This is a genomic window from Sorangium sp. So ce693 (assembly GCF_051521375.1).
Classification (GTDB): Bacteria; Myxococcota_A; Polyangia; order Polyangiales; family Polyangiaceae; genus Sorangium; species Sorangium atrum.
This window is the reverse complement of sequence record NZ_CP150347.1, coordinates 5,342,852-5,368,657: the sequence shown is the minus strand read 5'-3', so window position 1 is coordinate 5,368,657 and position 25,806 is coordinate 5,342,852. Positions and strand designations below refer to the sequence as shown.

Sequence of the window (25,806 nt, the reverse complement as noted above, 5' to 3'; positions counted from 1 at the left end):
CCTCACCGCCCGCCGCAAACGCGGCGGAACAGCGGTCGACGTGGACATCCAGCGCTCGTCCGCGGCGACGGGAGAGGCGGACACGACCGCGGCGATCCCGCGCCCGACGCTGACCTACGCGGATGCGCTCGAAGGCGCCCGGAAGGGGCCGTTCCCGGGAGAGATCGAGCTCCAGCTCGCGACGCTCGTCACCGAGCCACCCCCGGGCGAGGGGTGGCTCTACGAGGTCAAGCTCGATGGCTACCGCATGCTCGCGAAGCTCAGCGGGGGTCGCGTGACGCTCCTGACCCGCCGCGGCCAGGACTGGACCGAGCGGTTCGCGGGCGTGCGCGACGACCTCGCCCAGCTGCCTGCGCGGGAGGCCGTGCTGGACGGCGAGATCGTCGTTGTGAGGCCGGACGGCGTGACCGACTTCCAGGCCCTCCAGAACGCGCTCAGCGACGGAAATGGCAGCCGCGAGGGGCGCCTGATGTACTTCGCCTTCGACCTGCTCTACCTCGACGGCCGCGATCTCCGCGGGTGTACACAGCTCACCCGCAAGCGGGCGCTCAAGGCGCTGCTCGCAGAAGCGCCCGAGGAAGGGACGCTCCGCTACACAGAGCACGTCGCGGAGGACGGCTCGGCCGTCGTCCAGCACGCGTGCGAGCTCGGGATCGAGGGCGTCATCGCGAAGCGCCCGGAGGCTCCCTACCGGAGCGGGCGCGGCGACAGCTGGCTCAAGGTGAAGTGCGGCCGGCGCCAGGAGTTCGTGATCGTCGGCTTCACCGAGCCGTCCGGCGCCCGGAAAGGGCTGGGGGCGATCCTGGTCGGCGTGAACAGATCAGGCAAGCTCGCCTACGCCGGCAAGGTCGGCACGGGCTTCACGAGCAAGACGCTGACGACCCTGCGCAGCCGCCTCGAGTCGATCGTACGCTCCACGCCGGCGTGTTCAGGGGCGCCGCGCATGCGGGGCGCGCACTGGATCGAGCCCAGGCTCGTCGCGGAGGTCCGCTTTTCCGAGTGGACGCGCGACGGACGGCTGCGACACCCCTCCTTCGAAGGGCTCCGCGAGGACCGCACCCCGGAGTCGGTCACCGTCGAGCGCGAACAGCCGCCGCCCGGCGAGGCGGCGGGCGCGACGCCGAACCGAGCCGCGGATGCGGCGCCAGCCAGAGCGGCCGATGCGGCGCCAACCAGAGCGGCCGGCGCGGCGCCGAGGAGGACCGCGAGCACGACGGCGGGCAAGGCCCCGCGCGGGGGCCGGAGCCGCGGCGCAGAGCGGGTCGATGTCGCCGGGGTGCCGCTGACGAACCCCGACAAGGTGCTCTATCCCGCGCAGGGGATCACGAAGCTCGCTCTGGCCCGGTATTACGAACAGATCGCCGAGCACATGCTGCCCCACGCCGAGAAGCGGCTGCTCACGCTGGTCCGCTGCCCCGCGGGCCAGGGCAAGCCGTGCTTCTTTCAAAGGCACGAGGCCGAGGGGCTGTCCGAGGCGATCCAGCGGATGGCCGTCGAGGAGGACGACGGCGAGCGCACCTATCTCTATATCGAGACCACCGAAGGGCTCGTGTCGCTGGTCCAGATGGGGGCGCTCGAGGTGCACCTCTGGGGGAGCCGCGTGGACCGGATCGAGCAGCCCGACAGGATGGTGTTCGACCTCGATCCAGCGCCGGATCTCCCGTGGGAGCGCGTGGCGGACGCCGCGAGGACGGCGCGGCGCCTCCTTTCGTCGCTGGGGTTACAGAGCTTCGTCAAGACGACCGGCGGCAAAGGCCTCCACGTCGTGGTCCCGATAGCGCCACGCAGGGGCTGGGACGAGGTGAAGGCGTTCACGAAGGCCGTGGCCGACGCGCTCGTGCGCCTTGATCCGGCGAGGTACACCGCGACGATGTCGAAGGCGAAGCGCACCGGCAAGGTCTTCGTCGACTACCTGCGGAACGGGCGCGGCGCCACCGCGGTGGCGCCCTACTCGACGCGGGCGCGCCCCGGCGCGGCCGTCGCGACCCCGCTCGCGTGGGACGAGCTCGACGCGCCGCTCGATCCCGCCTCGTTCACCATCGAGACCGTGCCGCAGCGCCTCGCCACGATCCGCGATCCGTGGGCGGAGCTCACGAGCGTGCGCCAGTCGATCACCAGCGCGATGCTGAAACAGATCGGGCTCTGACCCTCTTCCCGACGCCCCCGACAAACTCAGGAGCCGGTGAGCTCACCGAAGAAGAACGACACCAGCGATACCGGGAATGGTTTTCACTGACGTTCCGTTCAGCATGGTCGTAATCACGCAGAAAGGCGGCGTGCGCTTGGTTGACGGCGCTGCGCGTGCGCTGCATCGTCCCCTGGGTCGGCCATGGCGAATAAAGATCGAGACTCCAGCGCACTGGCGGAAATTGCAGAGCGACTCCACCAGTTCGACGGTGAGCCGCTGCGGGTCGAGTTCCTGGCGCGCGGCATCGACGCGCTCACCCAGGTCGCGGAGCGGCTCGATCAGAGCGAGCTTGGCGAGGTGGCCGCGTCGCCAAGCAACGCGGACGCCCTGGTGACAGCGCTCACGCAGCCGAGCACCGTCGGCCTCTTTTCTGCTGCGGATCCGCTCACGCCGGCCCGCCTCCGGGGCCTGCAGGCGAGGGACGCGCTCCTCGCGGCCGAAGGGGGTACGCTGACGGTCGAGGAGGTCGGCGAGGGGCTCCACCTCTCGCCCCAGGTGATCGAAGCGCAGCGCGCCGCCGGAAGGCTGCTGGCCGTCAGCATCGGCGGTCGTGGCCACCTCTACCCCGCATGGCAGTTCGCGGACGAGGGCCCGCTCCCGGGAATGGAGGAGATCCTGGCCCTCCTCGAAGAGCACCCCCCGCTGGCGAAGATCCGTTTCTTCCTCTCTGGCAACCTCCGCCTCGACGGCGAGCGGCCGCTCGACTGGCTCCGCCGCGGCGAGCTGGACCCCGTGCGGCTCGCCGCGCGCACCTTCGGTGAGCAAGGCGCGGCCTGAGAACGCGCCGCGATGACGAGGGCGTCGCGCTCGCCAGGGATCCGGGCGAATGCGCTCCGCGCAAAGAACGCGGGACACGCGGGTTCGGAGCACGTGCGGGACGTCGAGCGCGTCGACCGTCCTGTCGCTCGTCCGTGCGGAACAGAGTCGCCATGAAGACAACGCTCGAGGCCCATCCGGACCCGCCCCTCGATCTCGCGGCGTCGCCGCTCCCCATCGCGATCTTCCGGAGGAGCTGGTTCCGGATCCACTGGCTCACGCGCGATCCGATGCACTTCGGTCGCTCGGGCGACAATCGCTTCGACGCGCCGGACGGCGAGTTCGGCGTGCTGTACGCCGGCAAGGACGCGCGCTGCGCCTTCATCGAGGTGTTCGGCCACGCGACCGGCGTGCGCTTCGTGGAGCAGAGCGAGCTCGCCGCGCGGGGGCTCGCGCGCATCGCGCCGCGGCGGCCGCTGCGGCTCGTGAACCTCACGGGAGCGGGGCTCGCGCGCCTCGGGGCCGACGCCCGCCTCACGTCGGGGGAGTCCTATCGGGCCGCCAACCGCTGGGCGCGCGCCATCCATGACCACCCGAGGCGACCCGACGGCATCGCGTACGCCGCGCGCCACGATCCGACCCGCATCTGCGCCGCCCTCTTCGAGCGCGTCAGCGCGGAGCTCGAGGTGACCCGGCTCGGCTCCCTCGTGGATCCGGCGAACGCCGCGCTCCTCGCCAGGCTCCTTGATACGTACAAGTTCGGGCTCGTCTGAGCCTCGACGAGCGGGCGGCGCGGCGGCTTACGGCGCTCCGCCGAGCGCGATGGCGGAGCAGGGCGCGCGTGCGGGCTCCGCGCGCGCGCGCCGGCACAACCGGTGCTTCTCCTGGAAGCAGGCGCGCCGCCGCGGCGCCGCGATAGCGGGAAACCGCGGGACGCACGGACGAGAAGCGGGGGTCCGATGAAAATCAAGAATCTGCGGCTGGAAACAGGCTATCTCGTGGAGCCCATCCCGCTCCAGAAGGGCATTGCGGTTCATCAGATCCAGATCACCACGGTGGGCGGACAGGGCTCGCCTCGGGTCTGTATCTCGCTCGATCCCAACCGCTGCACCGTGGACAGCTTCGGCGAGGCCAAGGCGTGCACGCGGGTGGCGCCGGTCCTGATCGAGGCGGACGTGGAGCTGCTCGAGGAGTGCGACGAGAAACAGCTGCTCGCCCTCAAGTTCGAGGGGGGCAACGGGCCAGCGGTCCGGCTCGCGCTCCTGCCCCTGTGCGGCACAGGCAAGGAGGCCATCGTCGCGCGGCTCCTGATCTTCGGGGACACCGGGGAGATCATGGCCATCGTGCCGATGCAAGGGTCGTCGGCCGGCTGCCTGACGGCGTGAGCGAGCCCGGCGTGGCACCGCCGCGCCAGGCTCGCCGGGCGCCCTGCCGACCTCAGGGGCCGGGACAGGGCCGGAACATGAGGCCGTACTCGATGCGGACCTGGACGTCGGTCGTGTCGTTGGTCAACACCCCGGAGCTCGACGGCGCAAGCCGGTTCGTGACATAGAGGCTCGTCTTGATGTTGAGCGGCCGCACGGTGCCGCACTCGGACCAGACCGAGGTCGTGAAGGTGTCCGTGCGCGAGAAGTTGTTCGTGAACGGCCCGATCATGCTCCAGGTGAGCGGCCCCGAGGTGAGCGGCGACCCCGAGAAGTAATACGATGTCTCGTGGAGCCCCTGGACGCCTGCCTCCAGGTCGGCGAACCCCCGGTACGTGGCGTCGAAGACCGCGACTTGCCACCCCGGATCGAACCGCAGATCCACGGCCAGCTGGCAGAAAGCGCGGTTCGCGGCGCGGCCGATGCCCGGGCCGGTGTGCGCCTCGAACTGGTCGAAGATGACGGTCAACGCCTTCTGATCGGGCGAGATCACCCCCGCAGCGGAGCCGACAGGGCAGCCGCTGCCAGCATAGGTGAAGTTCGCGATCCGCGTATTCTGCGCCAGCGCAGGAAAAGCGAAGAAAAACGCCGAACAAAAGCCGAACGCCCATCGCAGGAACATCGTCCCCCCCTTTCGCCGTCAGGCGACATCACATCGCCGTGCGTCGTCGCCGGCGCGCGCGTCACCGCTGTCGCACGCCGGCCGACATGTCGTGACGAGCATGCGATCGCGGCGCGCTCCGCGCAACTCGAGCGGGGCCCCCTCGTCCGGCGCGGCGCCGCAGACTGGCCGGAATCCAACGAATGATGTGAGGCCTGTGGGGCTCACGGACACTCGACCAGAGCCGGAGTGCAGGCGAAGCAGACGAAACGAAGGAGAGGCCTGTGACGGAGTCTCGTGGCCCCGGCGCGTCTCCGGAGCTCGCGCCGTCGCGCCCTCGCTGAAGAATCCCGATCATCCAGGCTGCCGCTTCACGACGGCGCGGCGGAGGGGGACGGCCCTCCTCGCTTTGCGCCGTCGGAGGGCGGCCCCGGGAGCGGTGGCGCGGCGACGCGGAACACCGGGACGAGATTCACGCGCTCGTCCCAGGATGGATGACGCTTGTAGAAGAAATCGAGACGAGCCTTCGCGTCCTTCGCAAACGCAGGATCGCGCAGGCGCGCATCGAACTCGACGCGCAGCGCCGGATCCGCGGCGAGCATGCGGCGCGCCTCCTCCTCGGCGACGTAGGCCTCCATGTACTCCTTGCGCTCGAAGGAGGCGTTGAAGAAGCCCCAGGCGACGAGGGAGTCGGGCGCGAGCGGCTCGAGGAGGTGCAGGACGATCGGCGCCCGCGGCTGCGCGATGGGAACGAACAGGGAGCCGGCCGGAAGATCCTGCCGCTCCGGCCGGAAGGCGCCCTGGAGCTCCACGGGCGTCCGACCCTCGAAGGACCGCTCGAACGTCACCGAGTCGGCCCGGAACGCCTCGACGGCGAGGCCGGGGCGAGCCTCGGGGAGGATCTGGTAACGCACGCCGTGCAGGCGCAGCTTGTCGGCGACCCAGGCCGCGTACGCCGCCGGGATGACGTAGCCGGCTCCGGGCGCGGTGACCGTCAGGTCCGGCTGGATGCGGTCGAACAGCGGCACGCGCCAGATCTCCGGGCGAGACTCGTCGTAGCGGGTCCACGTGCCGCCCGAGATCTCCGAGGCGCGCTTCTCGTAAGCGAAGCCGCGGAACGGGAAGATGCGCGAGACCGGCCCCGCGCGGTGCGTGAGGGCGAACGGGGCGCCGGCGAGGCGCGCGCTCGCGGCGTCCGCGCGCTCGGCCGCGGCCTGGAGCGCGCCCGCGCCGGAACCGGAGGAGACGCGCTCGAAGAGCGCCGCGAGGAGGTCGTGGACCGCGCGCACGCGCTCGGCGTGGGTGGCCCAGCTGTGCGTCTCGACGAGCACGCCGATGCGGTTGCGGGCAGCGCTGTAGGACTGCGAGAAGCGCGGCGGCCCCGGCTCGGTGGAGATCCCCGACGAGGGATCGTCGTCCTCCCGGAAGGCCGGATAGAACGGGAGCGGCAGATGACCGAGCGCCGTGAGGCGCGCCTGGAGCTCCCCCGAGAGGGTGCGCGCCACGGCGTCGAGCCCGCCGGGGTGAGGCACCGAGGGCTCCACGACCACCGCGATGTCGTGCTGGAACTTCGCGCCGTCCGTCGTGTGCAGGTCGACCTGGACCACCGGATCCCAGGCGTCGAGGAGCGCCAGCATCGCCCGCATCTCGGGCGCCTCGGCCTTCATGTAATCGCGGTTCAGGTTGAGGTTCTGCGCGGTGACGCGAAAGCCCATCTCCTCGGGGCCGCGCTGGTTGGGCCGCTGGTTTCGGCGGAACCGCTCGTGGCCGTCGACGTTGAACACCGGCACGAACACCGCCGTGGCCGCCGCGAGGGCGCCGGGCGCCGTCGCGCCGTCGAGCAGCTCGCGGAGCGCCCAGAAGCCGCCGTCCTTGCCGTCGATCTCCCCGGCGTGGATGCCGCCCTGGAACAGGATCACCGGGCGCCGCTTCGCCCGCGCCGCCGCAGGGTCGAGCGTGCCGTCGTCGGAGGCGGCGATGGCGAGCATGGGCCTGCCCTCGGGCGTCGTGCCGAAACGGACGCAGCGGGCGCGGCCCGGATAGGCCTCCTCGAAGGCGCGGCATAGCCGCTCGACCTCGGCATAACGACCCGTGCGCCGGAAGCCGGTCCGCTCTGCCTCGGTGACGAGCGAGGGCGCTTGGGGGCGCGCAGACGGCGCTGGCCCGCCGCCGGCCGGCGCGCCGCGCGCCGGGGCCTGGCGGGGCGCGAGCAGCGCGGCCAGCGCGATCCCGAGGGCGGCGGTGTGATGAAGGAGCGCGGCGCGGGGGTGAGACATCGCGGGAGTCGAGCAAATTCCGTGGAGAGCGGCAAGGCGTGCTCCCTCACGCCGGAGGGAGGTAAGCTGCGCCGAGGATGAGCGCGCTCCCTTCCCGCTCTCGCCGTGCGCTGGCCCTCGGGGCGGTGCTCCTCGGCGGTGCGCTGCTGACCCCGCTCGGCATTGCCTCTCTGCGCCGCGCCCAGGCGGAGCGGGTCGATGCGCAGGCCGGGGATCCAGCAGCGGCGACGTCCGGGTCCGCCGGCGTGGCGACGGCGCTCTCGGACGCAGGGGCGAGCCTGGAAGGCGGCGAGGCCCGCTCGCTGGCGGATGGCGGCGGGGCCGGCGTCGCGGATGGCGGCGGGGACGCGGTCGGCGCGCGGTTCGAGCTGCCCGCGTGGTCCGCCTCGTCCCGCGCGGCCACGTACGGAGGGCTCTCGGCGGACGCGTGCGACAGGGAGGTGAGGCGCCGCGGGATCCCGCACGCCCCGGCGCGCGGCGCCCCGCTCGTCGACCGGCCGATCAGGATCACCGGCGCGCTGCACGGGGTCACCTTCCGCGGCGACGGCGTGGCGAAGCCCAGGTCGGCCTCCCCGTTCGACATCGCCGATTGCCGGCTGGTCCTCGCGCTCGACGATCTCGCCGCCTTCCTCGCGACGCGCGGGGTCGCCGAGGTGGTGCACTTCAGCATGCACCGGCCCGCTCCAGCCGGCGCTGTCGCGCCGACGAAGGCGCCCGCGAAGCCGCCGGCAGGCAAGAAGACCCCGAAGGGCGCCGGCAAAGCGGCGAAGCCGGGTGAGCGCGCCGCGAAGAAGCCGGCGGCGGCGCCGGGGCGCCCCAACCAGCACGCCCTGGGGCTCGCCATCGACGTGGCTGCCTTCGTGAAGGCCGACGGGACTCGGCTCGACGTGAAGGCCGACTGGCTCGGCGCCATCGGCGCGCCGCCGTGCGGCCCCGGATCGGAGCCGAAGGCGCCCACTCCCCACGCGCTCGAGCTGCGGGAGATCCTCTGTTCCATTTCCACGAGCGGGCTGTTCAACGTCGTCCTCACGCCCAACGCGAACGAGGCGCACGCGAACCACTTCCATTTCGATATCAAGCGAGACGCACGCTACTTCCTGCTGGAGTGAGCGCGCGTCACGGCGCCGTGTCGCTCCGCTGCAGTGGACGGATCGAGCGCCCGCCGGAAGCGAAAGGCCCGCACATACCGCTGACCAGCCGGCCGCATTGCGTTATCGAGAGACATTTTCCACGGGCAAATGCATCCTTGATACCGTTCCTGCTGGTTGACGCCGCGCGGCTGGCGCAACTACCGTGCATGCGGAATGACGGACGGGAACAAAGCCACAAGAGGAGCGTCCGTTGTGGCTGTTGCGCTCTGCGCGTGGTGCGCAACCACATCGACCGCGTGCACGTACTCCGATGCCTGCTGGGAGACGCGCACGTGCGCTCCGGATCCGGAGCCGCCGCCCGGACCGTGCGAGGGAGAGCCCGGCACGGCGCCGGCACTCGACGAGTGCGGGGTGTTCGTCAGCGAGCACGGCGACGACAACCATCCCGGCACGAAGGACGCGCCGGTGAAGACGCTCCAGCGCGCGGTCGGGATGGCCGCGACCAGGCGAGGCGGCGGCGAGGCACCGACCCGGCGCGTGTACGCTTGCGGCGAGGTGTTCGAGGAGACGATCTCCCTCCCCTCGGGCGTCGATCTCTGGGGCGGCCGACGCTGCGAGGGCGGCGATTGGTCGTTCGGCGGGCCCGCTCAGCGGACGACCATCGCGCCGCCCGGGGGCGTCCCGCTGCGCGTCATCGAGGGAGAGGACGCCACGTCGACGATCTCCGGCGTGCGCGTCGTCGCGGCGGACGCCTCGGCGATCGACGGCAGGTCGTCGATCGCGGTGATCCTGAGCTACGGCGCCAGGGTGAAGCTGGTCTCGAGCGTGGTCATCGCGGGCAACGGCAAGGACGGGGAGCCCGGCGAGGACGCGTCGAGCGCCCGCGCGCAGAGCGGGCAGTTCGGGAACGACGGGGCGGACGCCTGCACGGAGGGCGCCGCGACGGGCGCCCTCCCGGTCGTGACCGCGTGCGGCGAGGGCATCGAGTCGACGGGCGGGTACGGGGGCGACGGCGGGATCGAGCAGGGCGGCGACGGCGCTTCGGGGCAGCCCGAGCCCGCACCGAACCCCGAGGGCAAGGGCCTCGGAGGAGCCGGCGCCGGCAGCATGGCGTGCAGCGACGGGACAGATGGCGCGCCCGGCGCGGACCGTGGCCGCGCCGGCGGAGCGGCCGGCATGGGCTATCTCACCGACGATGGGTGGATCGGCGTCCGCGGTGACGACGGGGACCGGGGCGGCGTCGGCCAGGCCGGGGGCGGCGGGGGCGGAAGCAAGTCGCGCGACGGCGCGAGTCCCCCCGTGTGCCCGGCCTCCCGACCCCAGACCGGGGCGGCCGGCGGCTCGGGGGGCGGCGGCGGCTGCGGTGGCCTGGGCGGCAAGGGCGGCGGCTACGGCGGCGCGAGCATCGGCATCGTGGCGCTCGAGGGCACGGAGCTCACGCTCGAGGCCACCGACGTGTTCACGGGCCGCGGCGGGAACGGGGGGACCGGCGGAACGGGCCAGCCGGGCGGCTTCGGCAAACACGGCGGGTACGGTGGCAAGGGGTTCGTGGCCGGGATGTGGAACGCCTGCCATGGCGGCAGCGGCGGCACCGGCGGCCGCGGGGGCGACGCCGGCGGCGGGCTCGGCGGCCCGTCCGTCGGCATCGCCTACGTGGTCCCCAACCTGGCCCTCCGGCCCGGCACCTTGATCACGGTCGGACCGGCTGGCGAGGGCGGCCTCGCGGGGAACGCCCCCGCGGACGATGAGGCAGGCAAAGGCGGTTCCGGTCCTTCGGCGGGGACCCAGGCGTTCAGCGGGCCGAGCGAGCTGCCCCGTTAGCCTTGGAGAGCGTGCGTCCCACGGGACGCTTCCGGTGAGGAATGCCCATGCGCGTGAAGTCCCTGTTCCTTCCGTTCGTCGTCCTGCCGCTCGCCATGGCCGGTTGCGGGAACCCGCCGGAGGTGAACGAGCCGGGCGGCGCACCGCCGTGCGACGCTCCGTCCGCCTGTCCGGGCGATGCCGTCCCGGAGTCGGCGTGCCTCGAGGAGCTCGCCGCGGATCGCGCCATGGACGGCTGCGGGGTGTTCGTCAACATCGACATCCTCGGCGGAAACGACGCGAACCCCGGCACGAAGGACCGGCCGGTTCGCTCGGTCCAGCGGGCGATCGAGCTCGCTCGCACCGCGCGCGGTCGCGTGTTCATGCCCGCCGATACCTTCGTGGGGGCGATCAGGCTTCCTTCCGGCGTGGACATCCATGCCGGCTTCGACTTCCTCGAATGGCGGCGCCGGAGCAGGGACGACAGCGGCCGCATCAATTCCGAGGTGGATGCGCGGATCGCGGTGATCGTCGAGCCGGCACGCCCCGGCGACACGGGGGCCGCGGACGGGGTCTCGACGCTCGATCACGTGTGGGTCCAGAGCGGGGTCCAAATCGGGGTGCTCGTTCAGTCCAACACCGAGGTGGAGATCGTCCATAGCGAGATCAAGGCGCTCTACGTCGGCAGGGCGGGCCACGACGGGGAAGAGTGGCGGCCGAGCCGAGCGGCGGCCGGCCCCGATGGCCTGTTCGGTGAGGACGGGTGTTCCGCCGCGGCGATCCCCGGGGGCGCGGCGGTGACGAACCCGTGTGACGACGGAACGTCGAGCACCGGTGGCAAAGGCGGTGATGGGCTTCCCGCGCGGGCTGAGGACGGGGACACCGGTGACCCGGTGCCGGCGTCCGACCCGTACTCAGGCCTCGGCGGCGACGCGGAGCGCGAGGACAGCGTCTGCGAGAACGGCCGGTCCGGGCTCTCCGGGTCCCCGGGAACGGTGGGGGCGGCCGGCCAGGGCATCGGGCGCCTCACCGAGACGGGATGGGAGGGCGACAAGGGGACGGACGGCGGCAGGGGCACGCCGGGCCAGGGTGGAGGCGGGGGCGGCGGCCGGCGCGGCGGGCTCGCCGTGTGCACGGCGGCGGACAAGGGAGGGGCCAGCGGCGGCTCTGGAGGCGCTGGCGGTTGTGGCGGCCGAGGGGGTCGAGGCGGCGGGAACGGCTCGCCGTCGATCGGCCTCGCTGTGCTGCACGCCAGGGTGACGGTCCGGGACAGCGTCATCAAGGCGCCCGCCGGCGGGCGGGGAGGCCACGGAGGGCCGCCGCAGCAAGGTGGCAAACCTGGACGAGGCGCGCCGGGCGGCGACGGCCGCGATGGAGCGCGGGCCTGCGAGGGGGGCCGCGGCGGTGATGGCGGCGACGGCGGCTACGGCGGCCCCGGGCGCGGCGGCGACGTGATCGGGATCGCCTACCTCGACGAGGAACAGCTCACGCTGGAAGGGGTCACCTTCGAGCTGGGCGTGCCGGGTCGAGGAGGCACGAGCTGGAGCCATGACGGCACCATGACGACGGGAGAGGCTGGCGTCGCCGTGGAGACGCTGCGTTTCCCTGAGTAGGCCGTGGTGCGGGCCAGCTCCTACGCTGGCGGGCGCCTCGTCACTTCTGCGTACCAGGAGCAGATTCGGTGCCGCGACGATCGAAGATCTTCAAAATAGACTCGATCATCGTCCGCAGCTCTTGTGGAGGCTGGTGCGTAGTCGTCCACTCCAGCACCAAGCCGAGCAACCTTCGGACGGAGTCACAGTCAGCCTGCCGCACGACCAGCGTCGTCGCCACCTCTCTGGATAGAATCGCATCGAAGGCGTCTCCCATCGCGCACAGAGTCCCTGACCATTCACTCCTCGGGAGCTCGGATGCCGACGCACCGACGTCGAGCGACTCCACGATCGCGGAGAGACAGTTAAGCCCATCAGAGAGCGCCTGCGCCACTTGCCGATCACGCATGATTCGCCCGTCCCCTACTTCTCAAACTGATATCGACAGAGCCAGGTTCCAATCGGATTGATGACGGTACAGTTGTCTCCGTTCGAATACTGATAAGAGCATGTCCACGTGGGTTTGCCACCCTTGCACCAGTACAGATCGCCAATTCCGCTACTGGGGCTATAAGGATGCGAAGCGTGATGAACGCAGTAGGCGCCGATCGCCTCGCACTGGTCTACGCACGCATGGCTGCCGGGGGACGAGCAATTCACCTGGGCTGCCGCCTCAACGGCTTCGCTGCACTCGGAAGGATCCATCTCGTCTTGCGGATCCGGTGGCGCATCTCCGAAGCCTCCGGCGCCACTCGGGGTGATGATGCCTGCGCCGACGCCCTCACCACGACCATCCCGAAGGTAGCACTCACCCATGTCGTAGTTGCACGCAGCAACGAAGCCAGATATCAGAACTACACTGGCCTTCATATCGCCTCCAGTCGGAAAATTGGTCCGACGTTAAGCTCATGCCCCGCGGCTCGCCGCAGGTTCGCTGACGAATTGCACTGCTCCCCGGCGCGGCGAGACTCTTCTCAGTCGAGCGTGGCGTCAATGGGTAATCAGGCGTACAAATTCTGTCCGTGCACCAGTTAGGGCGGCCGGCCAAGGTCTCTCTCGGGCGCATCACCGAGGCGACAAAGCGACAAAGGGCAACAGGGGCATGCGGGTCAGGGCGGATGCCTGGCAGTGGTCCGATCCACGTCCCAGCACGGCATACGCCGGCGCTGCAAAATCCACACTGGACGCGAAGCACGCTTCGCGGCGCCCCCTCCCCCGGGCTCCCCATCTCAGCCGTGCAATCCGGACAGACGCGGCACTTCGTGCGAACTCTTGATGAAGAACATGTCGGTCACGTGTCGCAGCCATGTGAATGGATCCGTGCCCTCCGGCTCGGCGATTTCGACCTGGTGGGGCACTCGTTCGGCGGCAGCATTGCAATGTGCGTGGCCACCGAGCGGCCAGGGCGCATCCACCGCGTCGGGCTGGTCGCCGCGGGCGGCATCGGGACCGAGGTCGCGCTGCCGCTGCGCCTCGCCGCGGTCACAGGGCTGATCGAGATGGCCGCGCCGATGCTCATGGGCGTCGGATGCCGCGCCACCCCTCCCAGCTGACGCCGCGCCGCGCGCCCCCGCCGACGCTGCGCCACCCCTTCCCGTTGCGTCGAGCTCAGATGGTCGTGGTCGCGGCGGCGACGGTCGTTGTCATCGTGAGGCTGCGCTACGCGGAGCCGTTCTTCGTGCCGGTGCTGTTCGGCGTCGCGCTCGCGGCCATCTCCTCGCCGATCGCGAGCTGGGTCACCCGGCAGCGGCTCCCTCCGGCCGGGCGAGGGGGAGCGTGAAGAACAACGTGGCGCCAGCGCCGAGCTGACTCTCCGCCCAGATCCTCCCGCCGAGGGCCTCCACGAAGCCCTTCGCGATGGTCAGCCCCAGCCCGGTCCCCAGGCGCGCGGTCTCCCCCACCTGCCAGAAACGATCGAAGATGTGAGGGAGCTCGTCGGCGCGGATCCCCACCCCCGTGTCCGTCACGGAGAAGAGCGCCTCGTCGCCGCGCGGCTCCGCTCGGACCGTGATGGCCCCTCCCTCCGCGGTGAACTTGATCGCGTTGCCGATCAGGTTCGCGAAGACCTGGAGGACCCTCTCGCGATCGCAGAGCACGTCGAAGCCGCCTCCGCCGCGGATCTCGCCCTCGAGCACCAGGTGCTTCTGCGTCGCCAGCGCCCGCTCCATCTCGATCGCGTCGTGGACGAGCGCGCCCGCGGCGTGCCTCCGCTTCTCCATCGACAGCCGACCCGCCTCGATGGCGGCGACGTCGAGCAGATCACCGATGATCCGGAGCATCCGCTGCGCAGCGAGGAGAATGACCTCGGCCTTCCTCCTGTCGTGCGTTCCCTGCTCGTCGGCCGGCAATGTCCGCATGAGGAGAGCCGCGGCCGTCAAGATGGAGCTCAACGGGTTCTTGAGGTCGTGAGAGACGATGGCGAGGAAATCGTCCCGCGTGCGAATGGCGCGCTGCGCGTGCTGGTACAGGCGCGCATGCTCCACGGCCATGGCGGCCCGGCGCGCCACCTCTTCGGCCACCGCCAGATCGGCGGCGGAGTAGCGGCGGCTCGGCTCCGCCGTCACGAACGTGAGCGTGCCGATCGTCCGCCCGCGGGCCACGAGCGGCACCACCATCACCGCTCCCGAGCCTCCTGCGCGGAGGAACCCTCGATAGCCCGGATCGTGGGCGGCGGCCCCCACGGCAGACTCGGTGATTTCAGGGATGAGGAGCGGCTCGCCGGTCCGCAGCACCCTCGCCTGCGGCGTCTCCCAGCCCGGCCGTTGGGCGAAATCCCCCATCCGCTCGGCCAGCCGTTGCTTCGCGGGATCGGCGGACGTCGGCTCGAGGCGCTCGACACGGCCCTTCTCGTCGACGAGGTCGACGAAGTAGAGATCGGCGAGGGCGTGCACCGACAGGCGCGCCACCGTGGAGACCGTCTCCGCGTAGTCGAGCGAGGAGGCGAGGACCGCGCTGACCTCCGCGAACAATCGTTGCACCTGCTCGGCTCGCTTCACCTCCATGATGTCCCGGAAGACGAGCACCGCCCCCGAGACCTGCCCCGCTCGCTGCAGGGGGGCGAACGTGCAGCTGACGTGCAAGGCCGCTCGGTCCCGGCGTGAAACCACGTCCTCGTCGCTCCGGACCGGCTCGCCCGTGTGGATCGCCCGCAGCGCGGGGTGATCCTCGTCGGGTACGGACGTCCCATCCGCGCGTCGAATCTGGACGACCTCCTGGACGCGCCGCCCCACGACCTCCTCCGTCGTCCAGCCGAGCAAGCGCTCGGCCGCCGGGTTGAAGAAGGTGATCCGCCCTTCGCGGTCCATCGCGAGCACGCCCTCGCCGATGCTGCCGGTCACCGCCCGCGTGAACTCGAGCTGCTCGCAGACCCTCGCCTCCACTTCCTTCGCGGGGGTGACGTCCATCGAGACGCCTTGAACCCGAGGCGCGCCGGCGCTGTCCATCACCAGGTGCGTGCCGGTGTGGAGCCAGAGCACGCGACCGTCCGCCGTCCGACAGCGATGCTCGCAGCGCTGGTCCCGCTCGGCGGCCAGCGTCCTCCGGAGCGCCTGCTCGAGCTCGCCGCGATCGTCCGGCTCGGCGCAGCGGCTCCAGAAGTCGGGCTCCGCGAGCCACCGCGCGCGCGGATAGCCGAGGAGCTCCTCGGCCTGCGCGCTCACGTAGAGGACCTGGAGCGTGCGCGCGTCGGCCTCCCAGACGAACGCTCGAGCGAGGTTGTCCACCAGCGCCTCGTAGCGCTGCCGCAGCGCCTCGGCGAGGGCCCGCTGCTCGTCGGATTCGGCCTGCCTGCGCTGGGCCGCTGCTCGCGCCGCCTCCGCGGCCGCCTGCTTGGCGTCGATGACCGCCTGGCGATCGAGCGCGATCGCGAGCTGGTTGACCACCGCGTTCATGAACACGAGATCCGGCTCCTCCAGACGGGCGGCGCCCTCGATCTGGAGAGCGCCGAAGATCGGCTGGCGGTCGATGACGAGAGGGAGGACGAGGAAGCACCCGCGCCCCTCTGCCTCTGCCCGCGGGGCCGCGGCAGGCTGTCCGGAGGGCGCGCTCGTCGCGGTCGGCTCGCCGTCCAGGTCGTCAGGCCGCGCGGCCTCCGATCCGGTGAGGTAAGCGTACGAGGTCGCGGCGTGGGACCTCGCTGCCCGGAGTCGATCGGCGCCGACACCCTCGGCGCTCCAGGCGATGGTCTTGACCCCGGGGCGACCCGGGACCTCCAGGAGGACGAGCGCGGTGCGGAGGGGGAGCGCCCGCGCGAGGGTCGCGAGGATCGACGGGACGGTCCGCTCGGCGCCCTCGAAGCGCGTGAGCTGCTTGCTGATCTCGTAGAGGTACAGGACGCGAGGGTACGCGCGATCGAGGCCTCCGGCGGCCGGACCCTCGCGGCCGCGCGCGTCGTCGCTCCTCGCCTCTTTCTGGTGCGCTCTCGGCGGCTCCTTCGTCCGGCGGCCGGTGCTCATCTCCGCCCCCTATTTCTTCGTTCGCCTCCGGCCCTCGATGTCCTTCGCCTCCAGCGGGGCACCCAGGTCAGCGCGCCGCCCGATCCGGGCGCCGCCCTTCCCCACGGTGAAGTGGTAGGCGCCGAAATCGTGCTCGCTGCCGCGCGTCTTCACGACCATGAGGGTCGGCCTGATCTCGCCCGGCAGGGGCGTGTACCGGAGCACGACGAGGTTGTCGGCCACGGGAGAGAACCTGCGATCGGTGACGGTCTCGCTGGAGTACATCACGCTCGATTCGAGCGTGAGCAGGGTGGTCACGCCGAGCGCCTTGAACCTCGTGATCAGCGCGTAGAGGAGCTGCCGCAGCTCGTCCTCCGCGATGCCCTCGGTCGCGAGGTGGCTCACGCTGTCGAGGACGAATCGACGCGTCTTCTGCGTGCGGATCTTGTCGGTCAGGAGCGAGAGGAACTGGCTCGGGCGGACGCGCTCCCGCGAGAGATAGATGACCTCGGCGAGCCCCTTCTCGGTCGCCTCGTGGAGCGGCAGCCCAAGCGCCTCGGCGGTCCTGATGAGCTGTGCGGGCCCCTCCTCGAGGGCGACGTAGAGCCCCGGCTCTTCGCGGCGGCAGCCTTCGAGGAGGAACTGCATCGACAGGGTGCTCTTCCCGATGCCCGCGCTCCCGGAGAGGAGGGTGACGCTGCGCTCGAGCAGCCCTCCGCCGAGCAGCCCGTCGAGCCCGGGCACCCCGGAGGGCAGGCGCCGCGCCGTGTCCAGGGGGGGCGGCGGCTCGGCGAACGCCGCCTCCGCGTTGTACCGGGGATAGACGATGATCCCGCCCGGGCCGATGAGGACGCTGTGCCGGCCCCTGAGGTGGGCGGTGTTCCTGAGCTTGTAGATCTCGATGTAGCGCTGGCGCTCGAGCCCTTCCTCCGTCGAGGAGAGGAGGATGACCCCGTCGACCACGGTCTCCTCGACGCCGAAGCGGCTGATCTGGTTGGTGCCGTAGGGGATGTCGGTGGCGAGGAAGCCGACCGCCTGCGCGTTGTGGATGATGCTGGCGAGCTGGAAGATCTTCTCTCGGTCTATCTGCGGGTCCTTGACCTTGTGCAGGAAGACCGAGACCGAATCGACGACCACGCGCCGCGCCTTCATGCCGAGGATCCGCTCGCTCAGCATGAGCAGGTGCCCCTCCACCAGGATGTCGGGCTGCGGGATGAAGACGATCTCGACCATCCCGCGCTCGATCTCGGCGTCGAGGTCCCAGCCGAGGCCACGGGCGGTGGCGCGCAGCCGCGCCTCGCTCTCCTCGAAGGAGAAGAAGATCCCCTTCTCGCCGGCCTTCGCGCCGCGGTAGATGAACTCGAGCGAGAGCACCGTCTTGCCGGTCCCCGCCACGCCGGCGATGAGGAGGCTGGAGCCACGTGGGATCCCGTCGCCGAGGAGCTCGTCGAGCCTCGAGATGCCGGTCCTGAGGCGCGGCTCCTTGCCCTCGACGGCCGCCCGGTGGATGGTGAGGCGGGGCGCGAACACGTCGATGCCGGCCCGCGTGATGGCGAACGAGTGCTCCTCGCGGCTGTGGTCGGTGCCGCGCATCTTGACGATCTGGATGACCCGCCGCTGCTCGCCGGACTCCTGGCGCTGGTTGACCATGATCAGCCCGTCGACGATCGAGAACAGCGGGTTGGTCTCGATGTCGCTCTGCCCGAACTCTCCGAGGAAGAAGGTGGTGGCCTCCCACGCCATGAGGTTGATCGCGAGCTCGTAGCCGAACTTCCGGAGCTCTTCCCTGGACTTGGCGAGGTCGTCGAAGACCTTGAAGCTGTCGATGACGACCATGGACGGCTTGACCTTCTTGACGTGATCCATGACGAGCCTGGAGGCGCCGTCGAGTCCCTTCGTCCGCAGGATGGCGCCGAGGTCGACGAACTGGATTCCCCCGTCGACCTTCCCGGCGTCGAAGAAGTCGAATTGATTCAGGTAGCGCAACGTCTTCGCGGTCGGCTCCGAGAGCGTGCTGAAGTAGAGGACCCGGGTCCTGGCCGAGGCGTTGTGGAAGCAGATCTGCTGGGTGAGGATCGTCTTGCCCGCTCCCGGCGGGCCGGCGACGACGACGATCGACCCCTTCGGCAGCCCCCCCCCGAACAGCGCATCCAGGTTTCGCACCCCCGTCTCGATGCGCGCGATGGCCGTCTTCTTCGTCATGGCTCCACTTCCTCGCCGTCCTCGCCCTCGGAGATCCCGGGCGCGCTCTCCGACGCTCTCTCGATCCCGCCCGCCTCCTCCTGCGCGACCTTCGAGAGCTCCGCGTGGAGCGCCGGCGTGAGGATCTCCGCGGTCAGGTTTCCGAGGACCGTGAGGAACTCCACCAGGATGAACCGGAGCCCCTCCTCGATCTGGTCGCGATGCACGCCCCCGGCGCGCTCCTGGAGCTCCACGCAGTAGATCCCGGCCGACTCCATTCTGAGCGACGAGAGGACCGGGGATCGTTCGGAGGCATAGTAGAGCACGCGATCCACGATGGCGCCGAGCGTGACCTCCCCGAGGGTGACGTGGGCGCGCCGCCACAGGGCGTTGAACGCTCGTTCGAAGAGCCGGACGAGGCGGTCGGGCGGCGCGCCCTGAGCTGCCCGCTCCATCCAGGCGTCCACGCAGGCGCCGTGCTCGTTCGCGTCATGCATGGGCGCTACGTCGCCTCAACGGTCGCCGGGCGCCGGGGAGGGGCATGTTCATGCCGGTGCCGCATCGCGCGCTCGATCAGGCCGTCGCGGGCGGGCAGCGCCGCCATGGCGCTCGCGCTTCAGGCCGGACGGTCGCGGCGTTTGCGCTCGGGACGCTCGCCCGATCCGTCGACGGTGCGAGCTGTGCCGGCCCTTCAGCTCGGCGCGGTCGCGGGTTCGAGTCCGCGCTCGATCGCCGGGCGACTCCCCGCCGAGGGCGTGGAGCGCGTCGTCCGCGGTGCGCTGCGCCGCGCGCAACGAGATGCCCGCCGACCTCCGCGCGGCGCGGAGATCGTCGACCAGCTTCCGCACGCGATGGATGTCCTGCGCGCTTCCGGCGGAGGCGCGGAGCGCGATGATGGATTCGAGCTCCTCGAGGACGTGACGGACGGCGCGGCGCGCGGAGGTCGCCGCGTCAGCCGCCTCGCGCAGCATCGCCCGCGCATCCGGTGCATTTCTATCGAGGTCTCGCATCTCGGTGATCTCGTGCAGTTCGCGAGGGTGAGGGCCGCTCGGTCCATCGCGATGCCGCTGCGGGAGGGCTCGCGGAGCGAGCCTGTTCGCGCTCCACGCCCGCCGCGGCTCGCCCCTGCGCGGCCTGACACCGCGGGGTTCAGGCTGGCACAGTGGCGGCCCCACGTCTCTCGTTATCGCCCGGTGGTGGCGCCTTGTCCCGATTCAGGCACGGGAGACGGTCGAGCGCTGCATGGAACTCCGCTTCTTGCCCGGTCCTCTGGGACGAGGGGCGCTGCCGCGGCGGTCGAGCGCGAGGTTGGCCCCGAGGAGCGCGGCGGGCTGGCCTTGCTACCCGTTCGACGGCGGCGACACCGAGACGCTCCTCGCGGGCGCGCACACCGCCGCGTCGATCGCCGCTCCGGGGCGCTCGCCTCCGCCTCGGAGGCCGCCGTCCGGCACGCCATCGGCGAGCGGACCATCGTGGTCGCCGACTCGGCAACGCGTGATAGCTGGGCCGGCCACGGTAGCTAGGATTCCCCAGCCACGGCGGCGTCGATGAGCAGCCGCACCTGGGCGGCCGCCTGTGCGCTTGGCGCGTCGCGCGGAGCGGCACGTCCAATGAAGGCGCCAGCGACACCGGCAATGAGCGCGAACACAATGCAGCCACGAATTGCCATCGCGCCTCTCGCTACGATGCGCAGCCTGGGGGCGCAGGCTGGCAAATCGCATGATCTTGATTCGGCCACTCCTGGGGCATGATGCCCGTATGGATACGAATCCTGTCTGTGCGCCAGTGGGGCGGCCCGCCAGGGCATCGGGCGCATCACCGAGGCGGGATGACAAAGCGGCCGACTGCGGCAAGGGCACGCCGAGCCAGGGCGGAGGCAGGAGTGGCGGCCTCCGGGGACCACTCGGATGCGCCCACCACGGCGTACGCCGGTGCTGCAAAACCCACACTGGACGCGAACCTCGCTTCGCGGCGCACCCCCTTCCCCGAGCTCCCCATGTCAGATGTGCAATCTGGACAGATGCGGCACTTCGTGCGAACTCTTGATGAAGAACATGTCGGTCACGTGTCGCAGCCATGTTCGCGTGCTTTCTGCTGGCGAGGTCCACTGGCAAGAGTGGAGCCCCTCCCGGAACGGCGGCGAGGGCCAGCGTCCCGTGGTCCTGGTGCACGGCCTGTCCGATAGCTGTAGGACGTGGAACCGCCTCGCCCCCGCGCTCGCGGCGGCAGGGCGCCGGGTCGTCGCGCTCGACCTGCCCGGCCATGGCGACTCGGCCCGGCCCGACGCTCCCTATACGGTCGCGTGGTATGCGGGCGTGGTCGCTGAATGGATCCGCGCCCTCCGGCTCGGCGATTTCGACCTGGTGGGGCACTCGTTCGGCGGCAGCATTGCAATGTGCGTGGCCACCGAGCGGCCAGGGCGCATCCACCGCGTCGGGCTGGTCGCCGCGGGCGGCATCGGGACGGAGGTCGCGCTGCCGCTGCGCCTCGCCGCGGTGACCGGGCTGATCGAGATGGCCGCGCCGGTGCTCATGGGCGTCGGCACGCACGCGGGGGTGCTGGTGCTCGGCGGCGATTTCAACGCGGAAGAGCGCAGGCACCTCGCCCGGATGAACGCGCGGCCCGGCACGGCGCGCGCCCTGTCGCGCACGCTCCGCCACGCGATCGACCTGCGCGGCCAGCGCCTTCACCTCATGGACATCGCTCCTCGGCTCCCGGAGATACCGCCGCTCGCCGTCTACTGGGGCGAGCGCGATCAGGTGATCCCGGCGCGCCACGCGGCGGACATCGATCGCTATCTCGAGGGCGTGGCCGTGCGGCGCTTCGCGAAGGCGGGGCACTACCCGCACCGGGAAGCGGTGAGCGAGCTCGCCCCCGATCTCCTCCGCTTCCTCGACGAGCCGCGGCCTGCCGCGCGCCTGCGCGCCGGGGCGCGCGCGCCGCGGGCGTCCGCTGCCGGGGCGCGCGCCCCGCAGGCCAGCCCCCGGTGGCAGCCCTGGCCGGACGCCGCGGTCAGGCGCTGGGCGCGGAGCTCGCGCTCACCGCTGGGCCGGCAGACACCGCAGCAGGACACCGGCGACTCGGCATCTCCCGCCGACCTCGGGAGCCGCCCGCCGCCCGTTCCGTGTTAGCCAAGACTCGCTCCGCGTTCTCCGACATCCGAACGCGGTGGTCGTGAACGCGGTCGTGGTCGTGAACGTGGTCGTGGTCGTGGTCGTTCACGGCTTTCCGTTGACGACCACGACCACGACCACGACCACGACCACGACCACGACCACGTTCACGTTGGTGACCGATGGTGGGGGAGCGGGCGTTGTGCCCTGGGCGCGATTGTAGGCCGCGCTCCCCCCTTCCCTGTTGACGCCGCGCCCCCCGGTGCGGTTCTCTCGGGCGCCGGTGCAACTCGAATGTGAGACCTGCGGCGCCTCGCTGCGCGTCGAAGCGGACCAGCGGACCGCTGTGTGCCCCTACTGCGCCTCGCCGTCGGTCGTGGAGCGGCCGCCCTCGAACGATCGGCCGTCCCCGCACTTCGTCCTCGGGTTCACAACGACCCGGGAGAGCGCGCAGGGCGCGGTCAAGGCGTGGCTGGGGAAGCGGAGCTTCTTCGCGCAGTCCAGCGTCAAGACGGCGACGGTCGACTCGATCCGCGGCGTCTACACGCCCGCCTACCTGTACTCCGCGATGGCGCAGACGCGCTACGCGGCGCAGATCGGCGAGGACTACCAGGAAACCGAGACGTACACGACGACCGACGACAAGGGAAACAGCGTCACCCAGACGCGCGTCGTCACCAGGACCGAGCACCGGCACCTCGAAGGCCAGCACGCGACCTACGTCATGGACGTGCTCGTCGTCGCGTCTCGCGCCGTCCCGAACGCCGAGCTCGAGGCGATCGAGCCGTTCGACCTCCGCACGATGCGGCGCTACACGCCCGCGGTGCTCAGCGGCTGGATCGCCGAGGAGCCGACGATGACCCAGGCCGAGTGCTACGGCCTCGCGCGGCGGGAGGCGCTGGAGAAGATCGGCCGCGACCTCTCGGGCTTCATGCCCGGGGACAGCTACCACGGCCTGACGCACGAGACGCGCCTCGACCGCGAGACGCTCGAGCTGCTCTATGTGCCCCTCTGGGTGCTCGCCGTCCGGCACGACCCGCAGAAGCCGCCCTTCCGGGTCCTCATCAACGGCCAGACCGGCGCGATCCACGGCAAGGCCCCCCTCTCCTGGATCAAGATCGCCCTCGCCGTCGTGCTCGTGCTCGCGCTGATCGCGGCGCCGTTCGTCCTCGCCGCGGCGCGCGACCGGGGCCACGATCCCGCGGAACGGCGCGGCGCCGCGCGGCCGCCCGCCCCCGCCGCCGCCCCCGCGCCGACCGAGGGCGTCCGCCCGGGCGGGAGCAGGCCTGCACCGACCGGAGGGACGCGATGAGCGTGAGCATGGACGTCGCCTCGGCCACCACGAGCGCCACGGGGCCGTGCTGCGCGCGCTGCCAGGGGCCGCTGGAGCCGGGAGACCTGCGCTGCGCCGTCTGCGGCCTCGCCGCGCCGCAGGGCCGCGCCCCGGCCCCGCAGGCGGTGCAGGTGCTGCGGTGCACCGAGTGCGGCGCCGCGGTCTCGTACTCGGCCGAGGCCCAGGCGCCGAAGTGCCGGTTCTGCGGCGCCGTCACGCGGATCGAGCAGCCCGTCGACCCGATCGATCAGGCCGACTGGCTCCTCCCGTTCGGGGTGCCCCCCGATCAGGCCGATCAGGCGCTGCGCCAGTGGATGTCGACGCTCGGCTTCTTCCGGCCGTCGGATCTCTCGCGCGCGGCGACCGTCGAGGGGCTGCGCCCGATCTGGTGGGCGGGCTGGCTCGTCAGCGCGGACGCCGTGGTGAGCTGGACGGCGGACTCGAACGCGGGCGCCCACCGGAGCAGCTGGGCCCCGCACGCCGGACAGACGCAGCTGCCGTTCCGCAACCTGCTCCTGTCCGCCTCGCGCGGGCTCTCGCTCGACGAGGCCCGGGAGCTCGCGCCGTACTTCCGGCTCGATCTGGCGGTGCCCGCCGCGCACCGGACACAGCAGCAGCTCGGCCCGCCCGACGCGGTGCTGGAGCAGTTCGACGCGCAGCGCTCGGCGGCGCGGAAGATCGTCAGCGAGCGGATCGCCGCCAGCGCGGAGGACGCCCTGAAGCGAGGCGTCATCCCGGGGTCTACGTTCCGCAACGTGCACGTGGCGGTGCTCCTGCACGCGCTCGAGACCCGCCGGCTGGCGCTGCCGTCGTACGTGCTCGCCTACCGCTACAAGGGGCGCAGCTACCGCGCCGTCGTCCACGGCCAGGACGCGAGCCACGTCACAGGCACGGCGCCGATCGCGTGGGGCAAGGTGGCGCTGGTGGTCGCCGGCGCGCTCGCGCTCGTCGTGCTCGTGATCGCGGCGCTCGTGCTCGCCCGCGCAGCGTAGCCTCGCCCGCCCTCGGTCCCCTCCCCGGCTCCGGCGCTCCGTGCGCCCGGCAGGCCGCGCCGGCCGCTGTGGCGGAATGCCTCTAGCGCACGCTCGGTGCGGCATAGCAGAGCCCTGTTCCGCGGCTTCTGCCGCGCGCTCGGGCCATGGTCCGGATCTCGCACTGACCGCCCGATCTCAATGGAGGAAACCATGGAAACTGGATCGCGGGAGAAGCTGCTGGAGATCCTCAAGAAGTTCCGGACTGCCATGCTCGTCACGCACGCCAGCCAGGGGGCGCTGCGGGCGCGCCCGATGGCGCTCATGAAGGTCGACAGCGACACCGTGGACGTCTGGTTCATGACGAGCATCGACTCGGGCAAGGTCGATGAGATCGAGTCCCACCCGGAGGTGAACGTGACCCTCCAGGAGGGGCGCCGCTTCCTGTCGCTGTCGGGCAGCGCCTCGATCGTGCGGAGTCGGACGAAGATCGAGGCGCTGTGGTCGGAGGAGGCGAAGGTGTTCTTCCCGCAGGGCAAGGACGATCCCTCCCTCGCGCTCATCCACGTGAGCCCGCGCGAGGGCGAGTACTGGGACAACGACGGCGCGGCCGGGCTCAGGTTCCTTGTCGAGGCGGTCAAGGCGTACGTCACCGGGACGACCCCGAAGACCGACGCCGCCCAGCACGGCGCGGTGCCGCTGAACGGCGGGCAAACCGGCGGTGCCAGGGTGTCCGCGCGATAGCGATCCACGCCGTCGCGCCGCGGATCGATACGCCGATCCGCGGCGAGGCGCGCCGGCTCGCCGGCGCCGTGGATCGGGTGGGACGGAGCGTGGCGCATCCCTTGCTCCTCTCGGGACTGCGCAGCGCTCCGCTCCACCGGAGCGGAGGTGACGCGAGAACCCGTCAGCAGCGAGGTTGGCCATGGGGATCTTCACGATGTCTCGTCGAGCTCAGATGGTCGTGGTCGCGGCGGCGGCGGTCGTCGTCATCGTGGGGCTGCGCTACGCAGAGCCGTTCCTCGTGCCGGTGCTGTTCGGCGTGGCGCTCGCGGCGATCTCGTCGCCCATCGCGACCTGGGTGACCCGCCGCGGGCTGCCCGCGGCCCTCGGGGCGCTGGCCGCGCTCGTGGTCGACCTGGCGATCCTGGTCTTCGTCGGGGCGGTCGTCACCATCGCCGGGGTGGAGCTGGAGGAGAAGGTGCCGGCCTACCTGGTCCGGATGTCCTCGATGACCGGCGCGCTCGCCATGACGCTCACGGAGCGCGGCTTCCCGGTGAACCCGGAGTTCCTGTCGCGCACGCTGCACACGGCGTCCCTGGTCCCCCTCCTCGGCGGGGCCGCGGTCACGGTCGCCAGCGCGGCGTCGAGCCTGGGGGTCGTGCTCCTCGTCGTGTTCTTCGCGCTCTGCGAGGGCGCCGGCGCGGGCGCGAAGGTGCGGCGGCTGCTCTCGACCCCTGCGCGTGGGCTAGAGCACGTCGATCGCATCGTGCGGGAGGTGAAGAAGTACCTCGTGGTGAAGACGCTGACGAGCCTGCTCGTCGCCGTCCTCGCCTATGTGCTCCTGGTCCTCCTGGGCGTGGACCTGGCGCTCCTCCTGGCGTCGAGCCTGTTCGTCCTGCACTTCATCCCCAACATCGGCGCCGCGGTCGCGACGATCCCGGCCGTGCTCGCCGCGCTCGCCAGCCAGGGCCCCGGCACAGCGGCCCTCGTGGCGGTCGGGTACCTGCTGATCAACCTGCTGGTGGGCAACGTGCTCGAGCCGCGGGTGCTGGGGCGGACCCTGGGACTGTCGCCGCTCGCCGTCCTGATCGGCATGCTCTTCTGGGGCTGGCTCTGGGGGCCGGCGGGAGCGTTGCTGTCGGTGCCCATCATGATGGTCGCGAAGATCACGCTGGAGAACGTGGAGGGACTGTCGTGGGTCGCGCGCATCATGGAGCCCGCGCCCGAGGCGCCAGAAACGGCGCCTGTCAGCGGCGAGCCGGCGCCAAGCTCACTGCTGCGGCCGAGCGTCGCGGGGGCGCGGAGATCCGGGTAGCGATAGGCG

At 71.4% G+C, this 25,806-nt stretch carries 21 protein-coding genes; 15 read left to right on the top strand and 6 right to left on the bottom strand.

Going from position 1 to position 25,806, the window contains the following annotated elements; translation table 11 throughout:
* The first annotated feature begins 40 nt into the window (after positions 1–40).
* The 4 genes from ligD to WMF14_RS20045 all read left to right on the top strand — a co-directional run bounded on the left by ligD (position 41) and on the right by WMF14_RS20045 (position 4,329).
* Positions 41–2,146 (top strand): DNA ligase D, encoded by a 2,106-nt coding sequence (gene ligD, locus WMF14_RS20060; RefSeq protein WP_437803132.1) that lies wholly within the window; start codon positions 41–43, stop codon positions 2,144–2,146.
* A gap of 183 nt (positions 2,147–2,329) precedes the next feature.
* On the top strand, positions 2,330–2,965 hold the full coding sequence (locus WMF14_RS20055) for a hypothetical protein (RefSeq protein WP_437803130.1): 636 nt from the start codon (positions 2,330–2,332) through the stop codon (positions 2,963–2,965).
* A 152-nt stretch (positions 2,966–3,117) separates the two neighbouring features.
* Positions 3,118–3,717, top strand: coding sequence for an RES family NAD+ phosphorylase (locus WMF14_RS20050; protein WP_437330230.1), 600 nt, complete (start codon positions 3,118–3,120; stop codon positions 3,715–3,717).
* Positions 3,718–3,903: 186 nt separating this feature from the next.
* Positions 3,904–4,329, top strand: a complete 426-nt coding sequence (locus WMF14_RS20045; protein WP_437803128.1) for a hypothetical protein — start codon at positions 3,904–3,906, stop codon at positions 4,327–4,329.
* A 52-nt stretch (positions 4,330–4,381) separates the two neighbouring features.
* Here WMF14_RS20045 and WMF14_RS20040 read toward each other — a convergent pair whose 3' ends face one another.
* Together WMF14_RS20040 and WMF14_RS20035 are read right to left on the bottom strand one after the other, a co-directional pair.
* Positions 4,382–4,990 carry a DUF4360 domain-containing protein gene (locus WMF14_RS20040; RefSeq protein WP_437330228.1) on the bottom strand — a complete coding sequence of 203 codons (609 nt, stop codon included), beginning with the start codon at positions 4,988–4,990 and terminating at the stop codon, positions 4,382–4,384.
* A gap of 350 nt (positions 4,991–5,340) precedes the next feature.
* Positions 5,341–7,245 carry a M14 family zinc carboxypeptidase gene (locus WMF14_RS20035; protein ID WP_437803126.1) on the bottom strand — a complete coding sequence of 635 codons (1,905 nt, stop codon included), beginning with the start codon at positions 7,243–7,245 and terminating at the stop codon, positions 5,341–5,343.
* Positions 7,246–7,322: 77 nt separating this feature from the next.
* Here WMF14_RS20035 and WMF14_RS20030 point away from each other — a divergent pair, with 77 nt between their 5' ends.
* The 3 genes from WMF14_RS20030 (at position 7,323) to WMF14_RS20020 (ending at position 11,749) form a co-directional block, all read left to right on the top strand.
* Positions 7,323–8,354, top strand: coding sequence for an extensin family protein (locus tag WMF14_RS20030; RefSeq protein WP_437803124.1), 1,032 nt, complete (start codon positions 7,323–7,325; stop codon positions 8,352–8,354).
* Positions 8,355–8,588: 234 nt separating this feature from the next.
* Positions 8,589–10,157 (top strand): hypothetical protein, encoded by a 1,569-nt coding sequence (locus tag WMF14_RS20025; protein ID WP_437803122.1) that lies wholly within the window; start codon positions 8,589–8,591, stop codon positions 10,155–10,157.
* 47 nt (positions 10,158–10,204) lie between these two features.
* Entirely contained in the window at positions 10,205–11,749 is a 1,545-nt protein-coding gene (locus WMF14_RS20020) for a hypothetical protein (RefSeq protein WP_437803119.1), read from the top strand.
* A 40-nt stretch (positions 11,750–11,789) separates the two neighbouring features.
* Here the strand turns inward: WMF14_RS20020 and WMF14_RS20015 are convergent, their stop codons facing one another.
* On the bottom strand, positions 11,790–12,137 hold the full coding sequence (locus WMF14_RS20015) for a hypothetical protein (protein ID WP_437803117.1): 348 nt from the start codon (positions 12,135–12,137) through the stop codon (positions 11,790–11,792).
* An 853-nt stretch (positions 12,138–12,990) separates the two neighbouring features.
* Here WMF14_RS20015 and WMF14_RS20010 point away from each other — a divergent pair.
* Together WMF14_RS20010 and WMF14_RS20005 are read left to right on the top strand one after the other, a co-directional pair.
* Complete coding sequence (locus WMF14_RS20010; RefSeq protein WP_437803115.1) at positions 12,991–13,281, top strand: hypothetical protein; 291 nt, start codon at positions 12,991–12,993, stop codon at positions 13,279–13,281.
* A 59-nt stretch (positions 13,282–13,340) separates the two neighbouring features.
* Positions 13,341–13,508, top strand: a complete 168-nt coding sequence (locus tag WMF14_RS20005; protein ID WP_437803114.1) for a hypothetical protein — start codon at positions 13,341–13,343, stop codon at positions 13,506–13,508.
* Here the strand turns inward: WMF14_RS20005 and WMF14_RS20000 are convergent.
* From WMF14_RS20000 to WMF14_RS19990, 3 genes are read right to left on the bottom strand one after another with little or no spacing between them, the layout of a single operon-like run.
* On the bottom strand, positions 13,465–16,182 hold the full coding sequence (locus tag WMF14_RS20000; protein ID WP_437803112.1) for a sensor histidine kinase: 2,718 nt from the start codon (positions 16,180–16,182) through the stop codon (positions 13,465–13,467). The two genes, WMF14_RS20005 and WMF14_RS20000, sit on opposite strands and share 44 nt — an antisense overlap.
* A gap of 9 nt (positions 16,183–16,191) precedes the next feature.
* On the bottom strand, positions 16,192–18,363 hold the full coding sequence (locus WMF14_RS19995) for an ATPase domain-containing protein (RefSeq protein WP_437803109.1): 2,172 nt from the start codon (positions 18,361–18,363) through the stop codon (positions 16,192–16,194).
* Positions 18,360–18,839, bottom strand: a complete 480-nt coding sequence (locus tag WMF14_RS19990) for a hypothetical protein (protein WP_437803107.1) — start codon at positions 18,837–18,839, stop codon at positions 18,360–18,362. Before WMF14_RS19990 ends, WMF14_RS19995 begins: the two co-directional genes overlap by 4 nt.
* A gap of 1,548 nt (positions 18,840–20,387) precedes the next feature.
* Here WMF14_RS19990 and WMF14_RS19985 point away from each other — a divergent pair.
* The 6 genes from WMF14_RS19985 (at position 20,388) to WMF14_RS19960 (ending at position 25,797) form a co-directional block, all read left to right on the top strand.
* The gene (locus tag WMF14_RS19985) at positions 20,388–21,473 is read left to right on the top strand and encodes an alpha/beta fold hydrolase (protein WP_437803106.1); all 1,086 of its coding nucleotides are present in this window, start codon (positions 20,388–20,390) and stop codon (positions 21,471–21,473) included.
* 43 nt (positions 21,474–21,516) lie between these two features.
* Positions 21,517–21,678 carry a hypothetical protein gene (locus WMF14_RS19980; protein ID WP_437803104.1) on the top strand — a complete coding sequence of 54 codons (162 nt, stop codon included), beginning with the start codon at positions 21,517–21,519 and terminating at the stop codon, positions 21,676–21,678.
* A 21-nt stretch (positions 21,679–21,699) separates the two neighbouring features.
* Entirely contained in the window at positions 21,700–22,767 is a 1,068-nt protein-coding gene (locus WMF14_RS19975; RefSeq protein ID WP_437803103.1) for a hypothetical protein, read from the top strand.
* Complete coding sequence (locus WMF14_RS19970; protein ID WP_437803101.1) at positions 22,764–23,780, top strand: zinc ribbon domain-containing protein; 1,017 nt, start codon at positions 22,764–22,766, stop codon at positions 23,778–23,780. The genes WMF14_RS19975 and WMF14_RS19970 overlap by 4 nt, the downstream gene beginning before the upstream one ends.
* A gap of 192 nt (positions 23,781–23,972) precedes the next feature.
* Complete coding sequence (locus WMF14_RS19965) at positions 23,973–24,503, top strand: pyridoxamine 5'-phosphate oxidase family protein (RefSeq protein ID WP_437803099.1); 531 nt, start codon at positions 23,973–23,975, stop codon at positions 24,501–24,503.
* A gap of 196 nt (positions 24,504–24,699) precedes the next feature.
* Complete coding sequence (locus WMF14_RS19960) at positions 24,700–25,797, top strand: AI-2E family transporter (RefSeq protein WP_437330218.1); 1,098 nt, start codon at positions 24,700–24,702, stop codon at positions 25,795–25,797.
* The last annotated feature ends 9 nt before the right edge of the window (positions 25,798–25,806 follow it).